14 protein-coding genes are annotated in these 14,177 nt (G+C 73.4%); 8 read left to right on the top strand and 6 right to left on the bottom strand.

The window, feature by feature from the left end:
• Window positions 1-3: 3 nt before the first annotated feature.
• Together ACTVZO_RS14525 and ACTVZO_RS14520 are read right to left on the bottom strand one after the other, a co-directional pair.
• A complete protein-coding gene (locus ACTVZO_RS14525; RefSeq protein ID WP_443298788.1) occupies window positions 4-1,347 on the bottom strand; it encodes a carboxyl transferase domain-containing protein in 1,344 nt (447 codons plus the stop codon).
• A gap of 22 nt (window positions 1,348-1,369) precedes the next feature.
• Window positions 1,370-2,164 carry a LysE family transporter gene (locus ACTVZO_RS14520; RefSeq protein ID WP_443298787.1) on the bottom strand — a complete coding sequence of 265 codons (795 nt, stop codon included), beginning with the start codon at window positions 2,162-2,164 and terminating at the stop codon, window positions 1,370-1,372.
• 69 nt (window positions 2,165-2,233) lie between these two features.
• Between ACTVZO_RS14520 and ACTVZO_RS14515 the strand changes: the two genes are divergently transcribed.
• Window positions 2,234-2,674, top strand: a complete 441-nt coding sequence (locus ACTVZO_RS14515; protein WP_443298786.1) for an Lrp/AsnC family transcriptional regulator — start codon at window positions 2,234-2,236, stop codon at window positions 2,672-2,674.
• A gap of 75 nt (window positions 2,675-2,749) precedes the next feature.
• Here ACTVZO_RS14515 and ACTVZO_RS14510 read toward each other — a convergent pair whose 3' ends face one another.
• Complete coding sequence (locus tag ACTVZO_RS14510) at window positions 2,750-4,303, bottom strand: sensor histidine kinase (RefSeq protein WP_443298785.1); 1,554 nt, start codon at window positions 4,301-4,303, stop codon at window positions 2,750-2,752.
• On the bottom strand, window positions 4,300-5,337 hold the full coding sequence (locus ACTVZO_RS14505; RefSeq protein WP_443298784.1) for a rod shape-determining protein: 1,038 nt from the start codon (window positions 5,335-5,337) through the stop codon (window positions 4,300-4,302). The genes ACTVZO_RS14510 and ACTVZO_RS14505 overlap by 4 nt, the downstream gene beginning before the upstream one ends.
• 221 nt (window positions 5,338-5,558) lie before the next feature.
• Between ACTVZO_RS14505 and ACTVZO_RS14500 the strand changes: the two genes are divergently transcribed.
• Complete coding sequence (locus ACTVZO_RS14500; RefSeq protein WP_443298783.1) at window positions 5,559-6,269, top strand: esterase/lipase family protein; 711 nt, start codon at window positions 5,559-5,561, stop codon at window positions 6,267-6,269.
• Window positions 6,270-6,284: 15 nt separating this feature from the next.
• Here ACTVZO_RS14500 and ACTVZO_RS14495 read toward each other — a convergent pair whose 3' ends face one another.
• The gene (locus ACTVZO_RS14495) at window positions 6,285-6,794 is read right to left on the bottom strand and encodes a hypothetical protein (protein WP_443303173.1); all 510 of its coding nucleotides are present in this window, start codon (window positions 6,792-6,794) and stop codon (window positions 6,285-6,287) included.
• 153 nt (window positions 6,795-6,947) lie between these two features.
• Between ACTVZO_RS14495 and ACTVZO_RS14490 the strand changes: the two genes are divergently transcribed.
• Window positions 6,948-7,688, top strand: coding sequence for an SCO2400 family protein (locus tag ACTVZO_RS14490; RefSeq protein WP_443298782.1), 741 nt, complete (start codon window positions 6,948-6,950; stop codon window positions 7,686-7,688).
• A 5-nt stretch (window positions 7,689-7,693) separates the two neighbouring features.
• Here the strand turns inward: ACTVZO_RS14490 and ACTVZO_RS14485 are convergent, their stop codons facing one another.
• On the bottom strand, window positions 7,694-8,116 hold the full coding sequence (locus tag ACTVZO_RS14485; RefSeq protein WP_443298781.1) for a MarR family winged helix-turn-helix transcriptional regulator: 423 nt from the start codon (window positions 8,114-8,116) through the stop codon (window positions 7,694-7,696).
• 94 nt (window positions 8,117-8,210) lie between these two features.
• Between ACTVZO_RS14485 and ACTVZO_RS14480 the strand changes: the two genes are divergently transcribed.
• The 5 genes from ACTVZO_RS14480 (at window position 8,211) to ACTVZO_RS14460 (ending at window position 14,172) form a co-directional block, all read left to right on the top strand.
• On the top strand, window positions 8,211-9,233 hold the full coding sequence (locus ACTVZO_RS14480) for an NADP-dependent oxidoreductase (RefSeq protein ID WP_443298780.1): 1,023 nt from the start codon (window positions 8,211-8,213) through the stop codon (window positions 9,231-9,233).
• A gap of 64 nt (window positions 9,234-9,297) precedes the next feature.
• Entirely contained in the window at window positions 9,298-9,720 is a 423-nt protein-coding gene (locus ACTVZO_RS14475; RefSeq protein ID WP_384215790.1) for an organic hydroperoxide resistance protein, read from the top strand.
• A gap of 66 nt (window positions 9,721-9,786) precedes the next feature.
• Complete coding sequence (locus ACTVZO_RS14470; protein WP_443298779.1) at window positions 9,787-10,611, top strand: EI24 domain-containing protein; 825 nt, start codon at window positions 9,787-9,789, stop codon at window positions 10,609-10,611.
• 266 nt (window positions 10,612-10,877) lie between these two features.
• Window positions 10,878-12,572, top strand: coding sequence for a hypothetical protein (locus ACTVZO_RS14465; RefSeq protein WP_443298778.1), 1,695 nt, complete (start codon window positions 10,878-10,880; stop codon window positions 12,570-12,572).
• Window positions 12,573-12,585: 13 nt separating this feature from the next.
• Window positions 12,586-14,172 carry a DUF2142 domain-containing protein gene (locus ACTVZO_RS14460; RefSeq protein ID WP_443298777.1) on the top strand — a complete coding sequence of 529 codons (1,587 nt, stop codon included), beginning with the start codon at window positions 12,586-12,588 and terminating at the stop codon, window positions 14,170-14,172.
• The last annotated feature ends 5 nt before the right edge of the window (window positions 14,173-14,177 follow it).

Genomic DNA, 14,177 nt, shown 5'->3' with positions numbered 1-14,177 from the left:
CCCCTAGTGCCGCGGAGTGACGATTCCGCGGGCCACCCCCAGGGCCACCAGGTCCTGGGGGCGGATGCGGAGCTGGTCCGCGATGGCGGGGGCGTCCGCCGGGGGGCGCTTGAGGATGGCCGCGGCCAGTTCCGGAGCGATGACCGAGAAGTAGCTGTCCGGGGTGACCCAGGTGTTCCCGGGCGCGGCCAGGGCGAGGGCGCCGCCCGAGCCGCCCTCGCCGATCAGCAGGGTGGTGACGGGGACGGTGGCCGCGGCCACGGCGGCGAAGGTGTCCGCGATGGCCGCGCCCGCTCCCGCGTGCTCGGCGGCGGCGTCGTTGGCCGCGCCCGGGGTGTCCACCAGGGTGAGCACGGGGATGCCGAGCCGGTCCGCGAGGCGGATGACGCGGGCGGCCGTACGGTAGCCCGCCGGGCGGGTGGCGGTGCCGCACTGGGCGGCGTACGCGACGGCCCGGCCCTCCCGGAGTCCGAATCCGCACAGCATCCCGGGGTCCGTACCGCCCGCCCGGTCCCCGGAGAGGGGCAGCCGGAGGGTGAAGTACGCGTCCAGGTACGCCTCGGCGCGCGGCCGGTCCCGGTGGCGGGCCCGGACGACCGCGTCCCAGCCGGTGGCGGGTTCCGTGACGCGGGCCAGGGCCGCAGGGGGCTCGGCGGGGCCGTCGGGGCGGGGCGCGGTCAGTACGCGGAGCCAGTCGGACAGGGTCTCCGCGAGCTCGGCCGGGGGTACGACGGCGTCCACGTGCCCGGCCGCGAACTGGCCCTCGGCGCAGTACGCGGCCGGGTCCGCGTCCGCCGGCCGCACCCGGGACCCGGCGAATCCGACCTGGGCCCCGGGCAGCGCGAGGACCACGTCGGCCCCGGCGCCGAGCGTGGCCCAGCCTCCGCCGGTGGTCGGATCGCGCAGCACGGCGATCTGGGGGAGCCCGGCGGCCCGGGTCAGGACGCACTGGCGGGCCACCCGCTGGAGCTGGGTCAGCGCGAGCATCCCCTCCTGCATGCGGGAGCCGCCGGTGGCGATCAGGGAGACGAGCGGGAGGCGGAAATCGCGGGCGTGCGTGTACGCGGCTTCGAGCCGGTCCCCGGTGCGCTCGCCGAGCGAACCGCCGAGGAAGCCGAACTCGAAGGAGACCACGACGGCTTCGCGGCCGTCGGTCCGGGCGGTCCCGGTGACGACGGACTCCCGCTCACCGGTCCGGGCTCCGGCACGGGCACGCGAGTCGTCGTACCCGGTCCAGGCCAGCGGGCCGTCGGCCGGTGATTCCCTTGGGGGCGTGGGGAGTTCGGTGAAGCTGCCGGGGTCGGTCACGGAGTCGATGGCCGCGCGGGCCGAGAGACGGATCGTCACAGGGCCACCCTAGGCTCTGCGTTCACGGGAGGGGCAGCGCGATCTTGACCGCGTACGCGGCGACCAGGCCGTAGCCGAGGCGGAAGGTCCAGGCGCGGGCGGTGGCGGAGATCCGGCTGCCCGCGAGCGCGCCGAGCGCGACGAGGGCCTGCTGCCAGAGGAGCGAGGCGGCGCCGACTCCGACGAGGAAGGCGGCTCCGGCCGCGCCGCTGGCGAGGGTCCGGCCCTGGGCGGTCGTGAGCGCGGCGAAGTAGAGGGCGGTGGTCGGGTTCACCGCGGTGAGCCCGACGTACCGGGCGAAGGCCCTGCCCGGCCGGGCCCCCGCCTCCGGGCCCCGCGCCCCGACCGCCGGCGAGGCCGGATGGGGGCCCGGCGGCGGACCCCCGGGCGGGGGCGACGGCGAACCGGAATCCGGGACCTTGAGCGTCGACGGCTCCGCGAGCCGTGACGGTGACGGTGACGGTGACGGTGACGGTGACGGTGACGGCGACGGCGACGGTGACGGTGACTTTGACGGCGGTCGGTGGCGGCGGGATCCGGCGAGGCCATGGGCTGCGATGGCCAGGAGGATCAGGGCCGATGCCAGGCGGACCCAGGTCTCGACGGGGGAGACGTGGGAGGCCACCCACGGTCCCAGGGCCGTGGCCAGGGCCGCGTAGCCGAGGTCGACCACCGCGATGCCCGCGGCGGCGGCCACCGCGGTCCGGCGGTGCCGCATCGCCTCCTGGAGCAGCAGCACGCTCATCGCACCCATCGGCATCGCCACGCCCAGGCCCGCGACCGCGCCCGCCAGGGCCGGTGTCATCAGTTCGTCCATGGGGGGAGGGTCCGGCCCGCGGTCCGCCGGACGGGCGCGCATTTCGGCCATGACTGCGAGAATCGCGGCATGGACCGCCTAGACAGGGAAATCCTCGGGATCCTCCAGCAGGATGCGCGGATCTCCTACCGCGACCTCGGTGTCCGCGTGGGCCTCAGCGCCAACGCCACCGCCGACCGGGTGCGCCGGATGCGCCGGGACGGCGTGATCCGCGCCTTCACGGTCGTGGTGGATCCGGCCGCCGACACCGCCGGCGGGCTGGTGGTGTTCATCGACGTCACCCTGCGCCAGGACACCACCAACGAGGAGTTCGAACGGCAGGCCGCCAAGCTCTCCGGGATCACCGAGGTGGTCCACGTGACGGGCGAGCACGACTACCTCGTACGCGCCCGGGCCGCCGACCCCGCCGCCCTCGACTCCCTGCTGCGCCGCCTGAAAAGAGAGGCCGGCGTCGCCCAGTCCAACACCCGCATCGCCCTCCGCGCCGCCACGAGACCACCCCATCCGTAGCCGGCCCGGCCCCGGGCGCAGCCAACGGACCCGGCCCGCGCGAGCCGGCCCGGACCGTCACCCGGCCCGGGAGGGCTACAACGCCGAGGACCACGTCATCGTCGTCCCCCGCGCCCCCGACTCCGCCCGCCCGTCGTCCGTCACCGTCAGCCGGACCCCGGTGGGCGTCGCGTCCACCTCCACGTCGATGGAGGTGACGTCGCCGCGCCGGTGCGCCGCGGCCAGCGCACCGCGCAGCGCCGACAGCAGGTCGCCCGCCACCGGCTCCGGGAGCAGCGCGTCCACCGCTCCCGCGAACTTCACCGACGGCTGGAAGCCGAGCAGCACCGCCGCGCCGCCCGTCTCGCGCAGCACCCGGCCCCGGAACGTCGTCGGGGCGTCGGTCGGCGGCTGCTGGAGGGCGAAGATGGCCGTCCGGACCTCCTGGATGGTGGAGTCCAGTTCGTCGACGGCCAGGCTGAGTTCGTCCCCCACCAGATCGCCGGAGGGGGCGTTCGAGGAGCGGCGCCGGGTGCTCTCCAGCATCATCTCGGTCGCGAACAGCCGCTGTACCACCAGGTCGTGCAGGTCCCGGGCGATCCGGTCGCGGTCCTCGTACACCGCGAGCTGCTCCCGGTCGTGCTGCGCGTCCGCGAGGACGAGCGCCAGCGCCGCCTGGGAGGCGAACTGCGAGGCCAGCAGCCGGTCCACGGCGTCGTACGGGCGGCCGCCCCGGTCCCGCGGCAGGGCCAGGGTGCCGATCAGCTGGCCGCCGCTCTGGAGCGGGAGCATCATGCTCGGCCCGAACCGCTCCCGGACGTGCGTGGTCATCCGGGGGTCGGTCGCCGAGTCCTCTATGAACACCGCCTCGCCGCCCAGCAGCTGCTCCAGTACGGGCGAACCGGGGGCGATCGCCGTCCCCACCAGGTCCCCCGGGTCCCCGTGGGTGGAGGCGGCCACGATCTCCATGCCGCCCTCCGGGGTCGGCTGGAGCACCACGCCGGCGGCCGCGTCCGCGAGCAGCCGGGCCCGTTCGGCCACGCACATCAGCGCGTCCGCCGCGGGCCGCCCGGCCAGCAGGGTGGTGGTCACGGCGGCGGCGCCCTCGATCCAGCGCTCCCGGCGGCGGGCGGTCTCGTAGAGCCGGGAGTTGCCGATCGCTATGCCCGCCTGCGAGGCCAGGACGCGCAGCAGTGAGAGGTCCGTGTCCGTGAAGGAGCCGCCGCCGCGCTTCTCGGTGAGGTAGAGGTTGCCGAAGACCTCGGTGTGCACGCGGATCGGCACGCCCAGGAAGCTGCGCATGGGCGGGTGGCCGGGCGGGAATCCGGCCGACCGGGGGTCCTGCGCGAGGTCGTCGAGCAGGAGCGGGCGCGGGTCGCCGATCAGCGCTCCGAGCAGGCCGGAGCGCCCGTCCGGCAGGTGCGGGATCGCGGCGCGCTCCGCGTCGGTCAGCCCCGTGGTGAACAGTTCGGTCAGCCGGGAGCGCTCGGGGTCGACGACCCCGAGCGCTCCGTAGCGCGCCGCGCAGAGTTCGGCCGCGGATTCCACGATGTGCTGGAGGGTGGAGTGCAGTTCCAGCTCGGAGCCGACGCTGAGCACCGCCTCCAGCAGTACGGGGAGACTCGGCTGCTCCGGCTCGGGATACGTCATTCGGCCAGCGGGTTGAGAACCATGGGGGCGATCTTCCCTTCCAGCATGGCGCCGAGTCCGAGCACGGCGCACACGTCCGGCCGTTCCGCGATGGCCACGGGCATTCCGGTCGCGTCGCGGAGCATCTGGTCGAGGCCGGGCAGCAGGGCGCTGCCGCCCACCATCATGATCCCTCGGTCCGTCAGGTCCGCGACCAGGTCCGGCGGGCAGTCCCGGAGCACCTTGCCGATGCCGTCGAGGACGGCGGTCAGCGGGGTGTGGATGGCGTCGCGCACCGCCGCCGTGTCCACGTGGACGGAACGGGCCAGTCCGGTGGCCACGTCGCGGCCGTGGATGAGGGTGGAGGCGGGGCCTTCGGCGGTGATGCCATTGCCGTGCAGGGCCAGCTGGAGCGGCCGGACGGCCTGGCTGGGCAGCATCAGCTCGTGCGCGTGGCGCAGGTGCTGGACCACCGCGTGGTCGATGGCCTCGCCGCCGACGGGGATCCGCTCGGCGGTGACGATCGAGCCGAGGGACAGCACGGCCACCTGGGTCGCCGCGGCCCCGCACACCATGATCATCGTCGCGGTCGGCTGCTCCACGGGCAGTCCGCAGCCGACGGCCGCCGCGATCAGGGTGTCGACGAGTTCGACACGCCGGGCGCCGAGTCCGACGAGGGTCTCCACGGCAGCCCGCTGGGCCAGCGGGTCGGCGTCGTGCGGGGTGCAGGCGGCGGCACGCAGCCGCGGTTTGCGGCGCAGGGTGCGCCGCAGCTTCTCGCCGAGGAGGTGGCGCAGCATCCGCTGGGCCATCTCGATGTCGACGACGGTGCCGCCGGAGACGGGGCGTACGACCCGGATGTAGTCGGGCGTCCGGCCGGTCATCCGCTCGGCGAACGTCCCGACGGCGATGAGCGCACCGGTCCGGGTGTTCACCGCGGCGACGCTGGGCTCGTCGACGACGAGGCCGGCGCCCTTGACGTACACGCGGGTCCGGGCCGCCCCCAGGTCGACGGCGAGGTGGCAGCGGCGCAACTGCTCAAGACTGACGGTCACGGCAGATCCTCCCGAGAGCGCTGACGCAAGAGGACCGGCAGGGTGCCGGTCGCTTTTCATATCATCTCGGATATTTCGGACTTACCGCCCGTTGAGCTGCTCCGGCCGGGGGGTGCCGCGCGCCGTTTCGCGCCTGCATGGGGGTGGATTTCTGTACCGACAGGCAGCAGCATGCGCGCACCGCACGCGCTACTCGCCCGTAACAAGGTAAAGGGGACCCGATGCTGACGGCCCGCCAGAGACTGCTGGCACTCCTGACACTCTGCCTGGCGCTGCTGGCGCCCCTCTCCGCCCATGCCGCCGACCGGGGTACGGCCACCACCTCTGATCAGGCGTCATCGCGCAATCCGGTGATCTTCGTGCACGGCTACAACGCCGATCCGGGGGTCTGGGGGAGCCTGCGCGAGGACCTGCGGGCCGCCGGGTACGCCGATTCGGAACTCTTCTCCTGGGGCTACGACACCCACCAGTCGGTCAACGAGGTCCTCGCCGGGCGGTTCGGCGCGTACGTCGAGGAGGTCCGCCGGCAGACCGGCGCCGCCAAGGTCGACGTCGTCGCCCACTCCTTCGGCTCGCTGGTGACCCGCTGGTACGTGAAGTTCGGCGGCGGCCAGTCCACCGTGGGCCACTGGGTCTCCCTGGCCGGGCCCAACCGCGGCACCTCCACCGCCTGGGCCTGCGCCCTGTGGGACCAGGCGTGCAGGGACATGACACCCGGCTCGTACGTGGTGAAGAACCTGAACGCCGGGGACGAGACCCCGGGCGCGGTCGCGTACGCCACCTTCTGGTCGAACTGCGACGAGGTCGTCAACCCGGACGACAGCGTCCCGCTGACCGGAGCCGCCAACACGCCGGTCGGCTGCCTCAAGCACAACGACCTGCTCGGCGACGACGCGACCTCGGCGGGCGTCCGCGCCTTCCTCGCCACGTAGCAGTGCCGTGACGGCCTAGGCGTCGGCCACGGCGACCCGCTGGAGCAGGCCGTACGTGAACTCCGCCACGCAGGGCCTGCCCCCGGTGGTGAACGCGAGGCGCCAGCGGGTCGGCGCGGTGCCCTCCATCGGCCGCACCGGCGCGAAGGCCCGCGCCACCTCGTCCACCGTCGCCGACCAGGGCCGCAGGTCGTCCGCCGACTCCAGTACGGGTCCCCCCGCGCCGGGGGCCCGTACCAGCCACTCGTTCCACACCGCCCCGTCCGGCGCGGCCAGCACCTCGAAGCGCAGGTCCGGCCAGAGCGGCACCGGCCACAGCAGCGCCTCGCACTCCAGGTCCCCGATCCTGCGCGGCCCGGCCGACTCCGGCGGGCCGAGCACCGAGCGGTAGCGGGCCAGGGCTCCGCGGGAACGCGGCGAGCGGACCATGGCCTGCCAGCGCTTGTTCGCCTCCCGCTGCTCCGCGAGCGAGGCACCGAGCCGCCGCCGGGCCTCCTCGGCGAGGTCCGGCTGGAAGTCCGCCATCCGGCGCAGCAGCACCAGCTGGAAGGCGGCCGGCCCGAAGGGCCCAGGGGTGCCCGGAGGGCGGTTCGCTGTCACGGAGTCCACGATTCCACACAGGATCCTTACGTTTGCGGGATCCGGATGTTGCCGGGGACCACGTAGCCTGCGGGCGCTATGAACTACTGCCCCGCTTGTCGGAGGCACCTCAACGGCGCACTGGCGTGCGCCGGGTGCGGAACCCCGGCCGAATACCTGATGCCCGCGCCGCCCGCCGCGCCCGCGGTGCCCGCCGCGCCCGCCGCCGCGGTGGCCGGACCCGCGCCGCAGGCCACGCTGGCCGATGTGTACGCCGACTCGCTCGTCGTGCTGTCCGCGCCCAACGAGCGCCGGCCCGGTGCGCGCCGCCGCGCCGGCCACCGCAGGCGCCGCCGGACCGTGCTGACCATGGGGATCGGACTGCTGATCGCGACCGCGGGCACCCTGGCCGTGGCCCGGATGGCCGCGGACGGGCAGCGCAGCGACCGGGCCGCCACGGTGGTGCTGACCGACGACGGCCCGCAGCAGCCCGCGCCGCTGCCGGACGCCTCGACCCCGCGCGCCCCCGCGCCCGCCGCGTCGGGCAAGGCCTCCGGAGCCGCGAAGGCCACCGGAGCCGCTTCGAAGACGGGCGCGCCCGCGGAGGGCGCCGGGGGAGCCGCGCAGCCGGAGCCGCCGTCGTCCGCCCCCGCGCCGACGGCGTCGGGGCCGGCCTCCGGCACCCCCGGTCCGCGGGTCTCCACGAAGCCGACGGCATCGGGACAGCCCACGCCGAGCGGCCCCGCGACGGCCCCGCCCCCGCCGCAGCCCAACCCCGCCCCCAGCCCCACTCCCACCAAGGACTGCGGCTTCCTGGGCATCCTGTGCTGGGGTGACTAGGCGGCCTAGCCCAGCATCCGCCTGAGCAGGTCCCGCAGGGCCGTCCGCTCCTGCGCCGACAGGCCGGCCAGGGGTTCGCGGGCGAAGTCCAGTGACTCGCGCAGCCGGTCCGCGGTCTGCACGCCCTCCTCGGTCGGGGCCGCCAGCTTGACCCGCCGGTCGGCCGGGTCCGGGCGGCGCTCTACCAGGCCGCGGGTCTCCAGCCGGTCCACGATGCCGGTCACGTTCGAGGGCTCGCACCTCAGCTTCTGGGCGATCCGGCGCATCGGCAGCGGCTCCAGCGCCAGCAGGTTCAGCACCCGGGCCTGGGCGCCGGTCAGCTGGTGGCTGGCGGCCGCGTGCTCGTACTCCATGTGGTAGCGGGCCACGACGTCGCCGATGAGCTCGACGACCTCGACGGTCACTGGGTCTACGCGACGACTGGGCATGGAACCAGCGTACCCATTTACTTGACAACATGAAATATCCAGGCGCATGGTTGTTTCACCTAGTGAAGCAATTTCGTTCTACCAGGAGCGCCGCATGTCCCAGATCCCTGCAGTCAGCCGCGAGTGGCACCTCGTCCGTCGCCCGCAGGGCTGGCCGGTCGCCGAGGACTTCGCCCTGCGCGAGGTCCCCGTATCCGCAGAGCCCGCACCCGGCCGGATCCTCGTGCGCAACCTCCACATGTCCGTGGACCCCTACATGCGCGGCCGGATGAACGACGTGAAGTCGTACGTCCCGCCCTTCCAGCTCGACCGGCCGATGGACGGCGGAGCGGTCGGCGAGGTCGTCGCCTCCGCCGCCGAGGGCTTCTCGGTCGGCGACCACGTTCTGCACGGCCTGGGCTGGCGCGAGTACGCGGAGCTCGACGCGAAGCACGCCACCAAGGTGGACGGCTCGCTCGCCCCGCTCTCCGCCTACCTCGGCGTGCTCGGCATGCCCGGCCTGACCGCCTACGCCGGTCTCTTCGAGGTCGCCTCCTTCAAGGAGGGCGACGCCGTCTTCGTCTCCGGCGCGGCCGGCGCGGTCGGCAGCCTCGTCGGCCAGTTCGCGAAGATCAAGGGCGCCTCCCGGGTGATCGGCTCCGCCGGCTCCGAGGAGAAGGTGACGCTCCTCACGGAGAAGTACGGCTTCGACGCCGCCTTCAACTACAAGAACGGCCCGGTCGGCGAGCAGCTGCGCGACGCGGCCCCCGAGGGCATCGACGTCTACTTCGACAACGTCGGCGGGGACCACCTGGAGGCCGCGGTCTCCTCCCTGAACGTGAACGGCCGGGCCACCCTGTGCGGCGCGATCGCCCACTACAACGACACCGAGGCCGCCCCCGGCCCGCGCAACCTGATGCAGGTCATCGGCAAGCGCCTGCGCCTGCAGGGCATCCTCGTCAACGACCACGCCGGCCTCCAGCCGCAGTTCGTCCAGGACGTGGCCGGATGGCTGCGCTCCGGCGAACTCCGCTACGACGAGACGGTCGTCGACGGCGTCGAGAACGCCGCCTCCGCCTTCCTCGGCATGCTGCGCGGCGACAACACCGGGAAGATGATCGTTTCCTTCACCGGTTAGGCTCACCCCACACCGCTGTGATCGTGGGCGCGAGTCACGGCGATTCACCTGGAGGATTTTCTTCATGTCCATCACGCAGTCCGACGTCGCGTACACCGCTGTCGCCACCGCCGAGAACGGCCGTGACGGCCGCGTCGCCACCAACGACGGCCAGCTCGACGTCGTCGTGAACCCGCCGAAGGAGCTCGGCGGCAGCGGCGCCGGCACCAACCCGGAGCAGCTGTTCGCCGCCGGCTACAGCGCCTGCTTCCAGGGCGCCCTGGGTGTCGTCGCGAAGAACGTGAACGCCGACATCTCCGGCTCCACGGTCACCGCCGAGGTCGGCATCGGCAAGAACGACGAGGGCTTCGGCCTGATCGTCAAGATCTCCGCCGTGATCCCGAACGTGGACGCCGCCACCGCCAAGGAGCTCATCGAGAAGGCCCACGAGGTCTGCCCGTACTCCAAGGCCACCCGCGGCAACATCACCGTCGAGCTCGCCGTCTGATCCGGCACCTCTCGGCCGGAGGCCGCACCCCGATCCGGGGTGCGGCCTTCGTCGTAGACTGGCGCCATGCGTGATCTTGCGGGGGGATTCCGGTATCTGCTGGCCGGGCAGCGGTGGGTGCTGCGGCATGGGCGGTGGCTGGGATTCGGGCTGCTGCCCGGGCTGGTGTCGCTCGCCCTGTACGCCGGCGCGCTGATCGGGCTCGGCTACGGCGCCGACGACCTCGCCGCCTGGATCACCCCCTTCGCCGACGACTGGTCCGCTCCGTGGACCGGGCTGCTGCGGGGCTTCCTGACCGGGCTGGTCTTCGGCCTCGGCCTCTTCCTCTCCGTCATCACCTTCACGGCCGTGACCCTGCTGGTCGGCCAGCCCTTCTACGAGTCCCTCTCGGAGCAGGTGGACCGCAGCGAGGGCGGCGACGTCCCCGAGTCCGGGCTTCCGCTCTGGCGCGAGCTGTGGGTCTCCGCCCGGGACAGCGTCAAGGTGCTCGGCCGGGTGCTGCTGTACGGGATCCTGCTCTTCGCCCTCGGTTTCATCCCGCTGGTCGGGCAGACCGTGGTCCCCGTCCTCGGCTTCTGCGTCTCCGGCTTCTTCCTGACCCAGGAGCTCACCTCCGTCGCCCTCCAGCGGCGCAAGGTGGACCTGCCCGAGCGGCTGGCGCTGCTGCGGTCCCGGCGGCTGCTGGTGCTGGGCTTCGGGGTGCCGCTGGTGCTGGCGTTCCTGGTCCCGCTGGTCGCGGTGTTCCTGATGCCGGGCGCGGTGGCCGGCGCCACGCTGATGGCACGGGACCTGACGGGGGCCGACGAGGCTCCGAGGCCGGAGACCGGGGCCGGATCCGGGGCCGTGCCCGCGGCCGGAGGCTTCGGGCCGCCGCCGCCCGCGTACTCGTAGCCGCCCCGCGCACTGCGGTGTCCCCGGCCCCGGCCCCGCCCCTGTCCCCGTTCCGGATGCGGCGTGGGCCCCGGTCGCCGGTTCCGGGCCCCCCTCTACCCCCGATGGGCCCGTAGTATGCATGCCAGCAAGTGCCAAGGCTGTCTCTCACTGCCCTTGAGTTCGCCCTGGCCCGGAGCTTCGGCGGGGGCCGGAGCCGGGCAGCGGCTTGCCGAGCAACGACCGGCCGTCGCGCCGAGGACCGACCAGCAGTAGGGACAACAGCAGTGACAGTCAGTACCGAGGGCACCGCTACCGTGCTGCCCCCGGGCGGACCGGCCGCGCCCGCCCGCCCGATACCGGCCGTCCGGCGCAGGCCGGGCTCCCGCGGCACGCTCCTGCTCCTTGAGGCCGTCGTCGCCTTCGCCGCGGCCCTCGTGCTCCCGCTGCTGGCCCGCGGCTTCAAGCTCGACCCCCTGGACCGGATCGCCCAGGTCAGCGGCCTCGCCGCGATCCAGCTCCGGTTCGCGCTCGTCGGGCTGCTGTTCATCGCCGCCGTGGTGCTCGCGCTGCGGCTGCGCAAGGGCCGGCACTTCGACCTGGCGGCCCGGATCGCCGCCGCCGCCATCGCCGGCCTGGCCAGCGGCTTCGTCGCCGCCGGCGCGGTCGTGGCGCTGCACGGCACGCCCTGGCCGATGTTCGGACTCAACGGCGACAGCGGCCGCATCGTCGAATGGGCCAACGCGGTGGCCAACGGCCGCCCCTCGGGCTCCCCGGTCTACCCGCCGGCCCCCCTCCACACCCTCGGCTACTACGCCGAGTGGTTCCGCGGCGGCAACACCGCGTACGCCTTCAAGGACCTCCAGATCCTGGGTGCCGCCGCCTTCGGACCGCTGGTCTACCTCTGCTGGCGCATGCTGCTCAGCCCGGTCCGCGCCCTCGCCTTCGGCGTGGCACCGGCCTTCGCACTGATCGACGCCTACAAGCCGTACAGCCAGACCGTCCTCGTGCTGCTGGTGCCGGTCCTGGTGGCGCTCGTCGTCTCGCTGAGCCGCAGCGCCGTGCAGGGCTGGCGACCGCTCCTGGTCAAGGGCGCCGGGTTCGGCGCGCTGCTCGGCCTGATGTTCCTCACCTACTCGGGCTGGTTCCTGTGGAGCGCGGCCGGTGTGTTCTTCGCCGCGCTGCTCTACTTCCCGTGGCGGAGCGGCAGGCTCGGCCGGCTCAAGGGCGCGGCCTTCCTCGGCACCACCCTGGCCGCCTTCCTCGTGGTCGCGGGGCGCTACCTGATGGTCATGCTGACCGAGGGCCAGACCACCAAGGACTACAACTTCCGGTTCGACAACTTCACAGACCCGGCGTACTACCTCATGTGGCGCACGGACATGCCCGGCAAGGTGGGGGACTGGCCGCCGCCCGGCGAGTACGGCGGGGTCGGGCTGTTCGCGCTGGTCACCTTCGTCTGCCTCGGCGCCGCGATCTGGCTGGGCATCCGCAAGCCGATGGTCGTCACCATCGCGGCCATGTTCATCAGTGCCTGGGTGATGCGCATGTACATCGCCTCGCACATGTACGAGACGCAGACCGTCCAGCTCTACACCCGCACCAACAACCAGCTGCTCTACTGCGGGCTGCTGCTGTGCGCGCTCGTCGCCCACCTGGTCTCGCAGCGGATGGCCGCGCGCACGGCGGAGGCGGAGCTCGGGGCCGGTCCGGCGGGCGGTTCCGCGGCCGGTCCGGCGGGCACCGCCTTCCCGGCCCGCGAAGGGGCGGTGATCGGAACCCTGTGCGCCCTGCTGCTGCTCCTCGGCACCGTCTCCTCCTCGATGGCCGACCGCTACATGCCGGCCAAGGAGAACACGTACCGCATTCTGCCCTGGGTCTCGCACACCATCACGGAGCAGGACGGGAGCTGCCCGAAGTACGCGCCCGGCGGCACCTGCTCCAAGGACGGCGACCAGAGCTGGCTGAGCTTCATCCGATGACTCGAGGGAACCGATGATCCCCGCACTGACGCGGTTGGCCGACTGGTCGGCCAGAACACCCAAGCGGCTCTGGCTGATCTCGTTCGCGCTGTTCTTCACGCTCGCGGGCTCCTGGTCCGCGGCCAGCCCCCTCGGCAGTTCCCCCGACGAGCACGCGCACTTCATCCGTGCCGCGGCCGTCGCCAGGGGCCAGATCGGCGGACCCCAGGTGATGGTCCCGCACACGGTGGCGGGCATCGAGGGGCAGTTCGCCGAGACCGGGGTGGACCTCCCGCGGTGGTACGGGAACCTGCCGACGGTGCACGAGTGCTACTCCTGGCACCAGTCGAGGCCCGCCTCCTGCGCGCCCTCGCTCGGCAACGACCGGGAGATCGTGCAGACCACCACGGCGGCCGGCCGCTACCACCCGGCCTACTACCTGGCGACCGGCTGGCCGAGCCTGCTGGTCGACGGCCCCAAGGGCCTGTACCTGATGCGCTTCGTGTCGGCGCTGCTCTGCTCGGCGCTGCTGGCCAGCGCGGTGGTCACGGCCGCCGAATGGCGCCGGCGCTCGCTGGCGGTGCTCGGCGTCCTCGCCGCGGCCACGCCCATGACCCTGTACATGTCCGGCATGGTCAACCCCAGCGGCGGTGAGATCGCCGCCGGGATCCTGGTGTGGACGGCCCTGCTGGCGATCGTGCTCTCGCCCGATCCACGGCTGCTGAACCGCCGGCTCGCCCGGCTGGGCATCGGCGGACTCGTACTGATCAACATCCGGCCGCTCGGCCTGATCTGGTTCGCCGGGGCCGTCGTCTTCTGCCTGCTGCTGACGCAGCGGCGCGGAGTGCTCGGCCCGGTGCTGCGCCGCAAGGCCCTGTGGATGTGGACGGGCCTGCTGGGCCTGGCCACGGCCGGGGCGCTGTACTGGGCGGCGAAGCACCCCGACAACTCGAAGATAGACATCCCCGACACGCTCACCGCGGGCGTGGCGGCCAAACGCACCATGGGCAACACCGACTGGTACATCAAGCAGATGCTCGGGTACTTCGGCTGGCTGGACACCCCGGGCGCGGCCTTCATGTACCTGGTGTGGATGGCGGTGCTCGCCACGCTCGCCGCGCTGGCGCTGGTCCACGGGCGCAAGCGCGACGTGCTGGCGGTGTTCGGCATGCTGGCTGCCGTCGTGCTGGTCCCGGTGGCCGCGCAGGCCTCGGAGGCGGAGCGGATCGGCATGGTGTGGCAGGGCCGCTACCTGCTGCCCTTCGCCGTCGGCCTGCCGCTGATGGCCGTGCTGATCTGCGCCACGCGCGCCCCCGAGCGGGGCTTCCCGTGGCGGCGGCTGGTCGGCTTCTCCGTGGCGGGCCTCGCGCTGGCCAACGGGGTGGCGTTCTACTGGGCGCTGCGCCGCTTCACGGTCGGCACCAAGGGTTCGTGGCTGGCGACCCACGCACACTGGGCCCCGCCCGGCGGCTGGGTCTTCTGGACCGGTGTGTACACGGCGGCGGCCCTCGCCATCGTGGTGACGGCCCTGATGTCCGACCGCAAGCCCGCCCCGCCGCAGCTCCCGGACCTGGACACCCCGCAGCCGGGCCGCCACCCGAGGGTGCCCGAGCCCGCCTGACCGCG

It is taken from the genome of Streptomyces sp. IBSNAI002 (assembly GCF_052244475.1).
Classification (GTDB): domain Bacteria; phylum Actinomycetota; class Actinomycetes; order Streptomycetales; family Streptomycetaceae; genus Streptomyces.
Note: the sequence above shows the minus strand (reverse complement) of the source record. Positions and strands in the feature narration are given on the sequence as shown.

Bases quoted from the DNA above. Each gene is read 5' to 3' on its own strand.
- ACTVZO_RS14460 (WP_443298777.1), top strand. From the start codon at position 12,586: ATGATCCCCGCACTGACGCGGTTGGCCGACTGGTCGGCCAGAACACCC.
- ACTVZO_RS14480 (WP_443298780.1), top strand. From the start codon at position 8,211: ATGTCCCAGATCCCTGCAGTCAGCCGCGAGTGGCACCTCGTCCGTCGC.
- ACTVZO_RS14470 (WP_443298779.1), top strand. From the start codon at position 9,787: ATGCGTGATCTTGCGGGGGGATTCCGGTATCTGCTGGCCGGGCAGCGG.
- ACTVZO_RS14510 (WP_443298785.1), bottom strand. From the start codon at position 4,303: ATGACGTATCCCGAGCCGGAGCAGCCGAGTCTCCCCGTACTGCTGGAG.
- ACTVZO_RS14475 (WP_384215790.1), top strand. From the start codon at position 9,298: ATGTCCATCACGCAGTCCGACGTCGCGTACACCGCTGTCGCCACCGCC.
- ACTVZO_RS14485 (WP_443298781.1), bottom strand. From the start codon at position 8,116: ATGCCCAGTCGTCGCGTAGACCCAGTGACCGTCGAGGTCGTCGAGCTC.
- ACTVZO_RS14490 (WP_443298782.1), top strand. From the start codon at position 6,948: ATGAACTACTGCCCCGCTTGTCGGAGGCACCTCAACGGCGCACTGGCG.
- ACTVZO_RS14500 (WP_443298783.1), top strand. From the start codon at position 5,559: ATGCTGACGGCCCGCCAGAGACTGCTGGCACTCCTGACACTCTGCCTG.
- ACTVZO_RS14520 (WP_443298787.1), bottom strand. From the start codon at position 2,164: ATGGACGAACTGATGACACCGGCCCTGGCGGGCGCGGTCGCGGGCCTG.
- ACTVZO_RS14515 (WP_443298786.1), top strand. From the start codon at position 2,234: ATGGACCGCCTAGACAGGGAAATCCTCGGGATCCTCCAGCAGGATGCG.
- ACTVZO_RS14495 (WP_443303173.1), bottom strand. From the start codon at position 6,794: ATGGCGGACTTCCAGCCGGACCTCGCCGAGGAGGCCCGGCGGCGGCTC.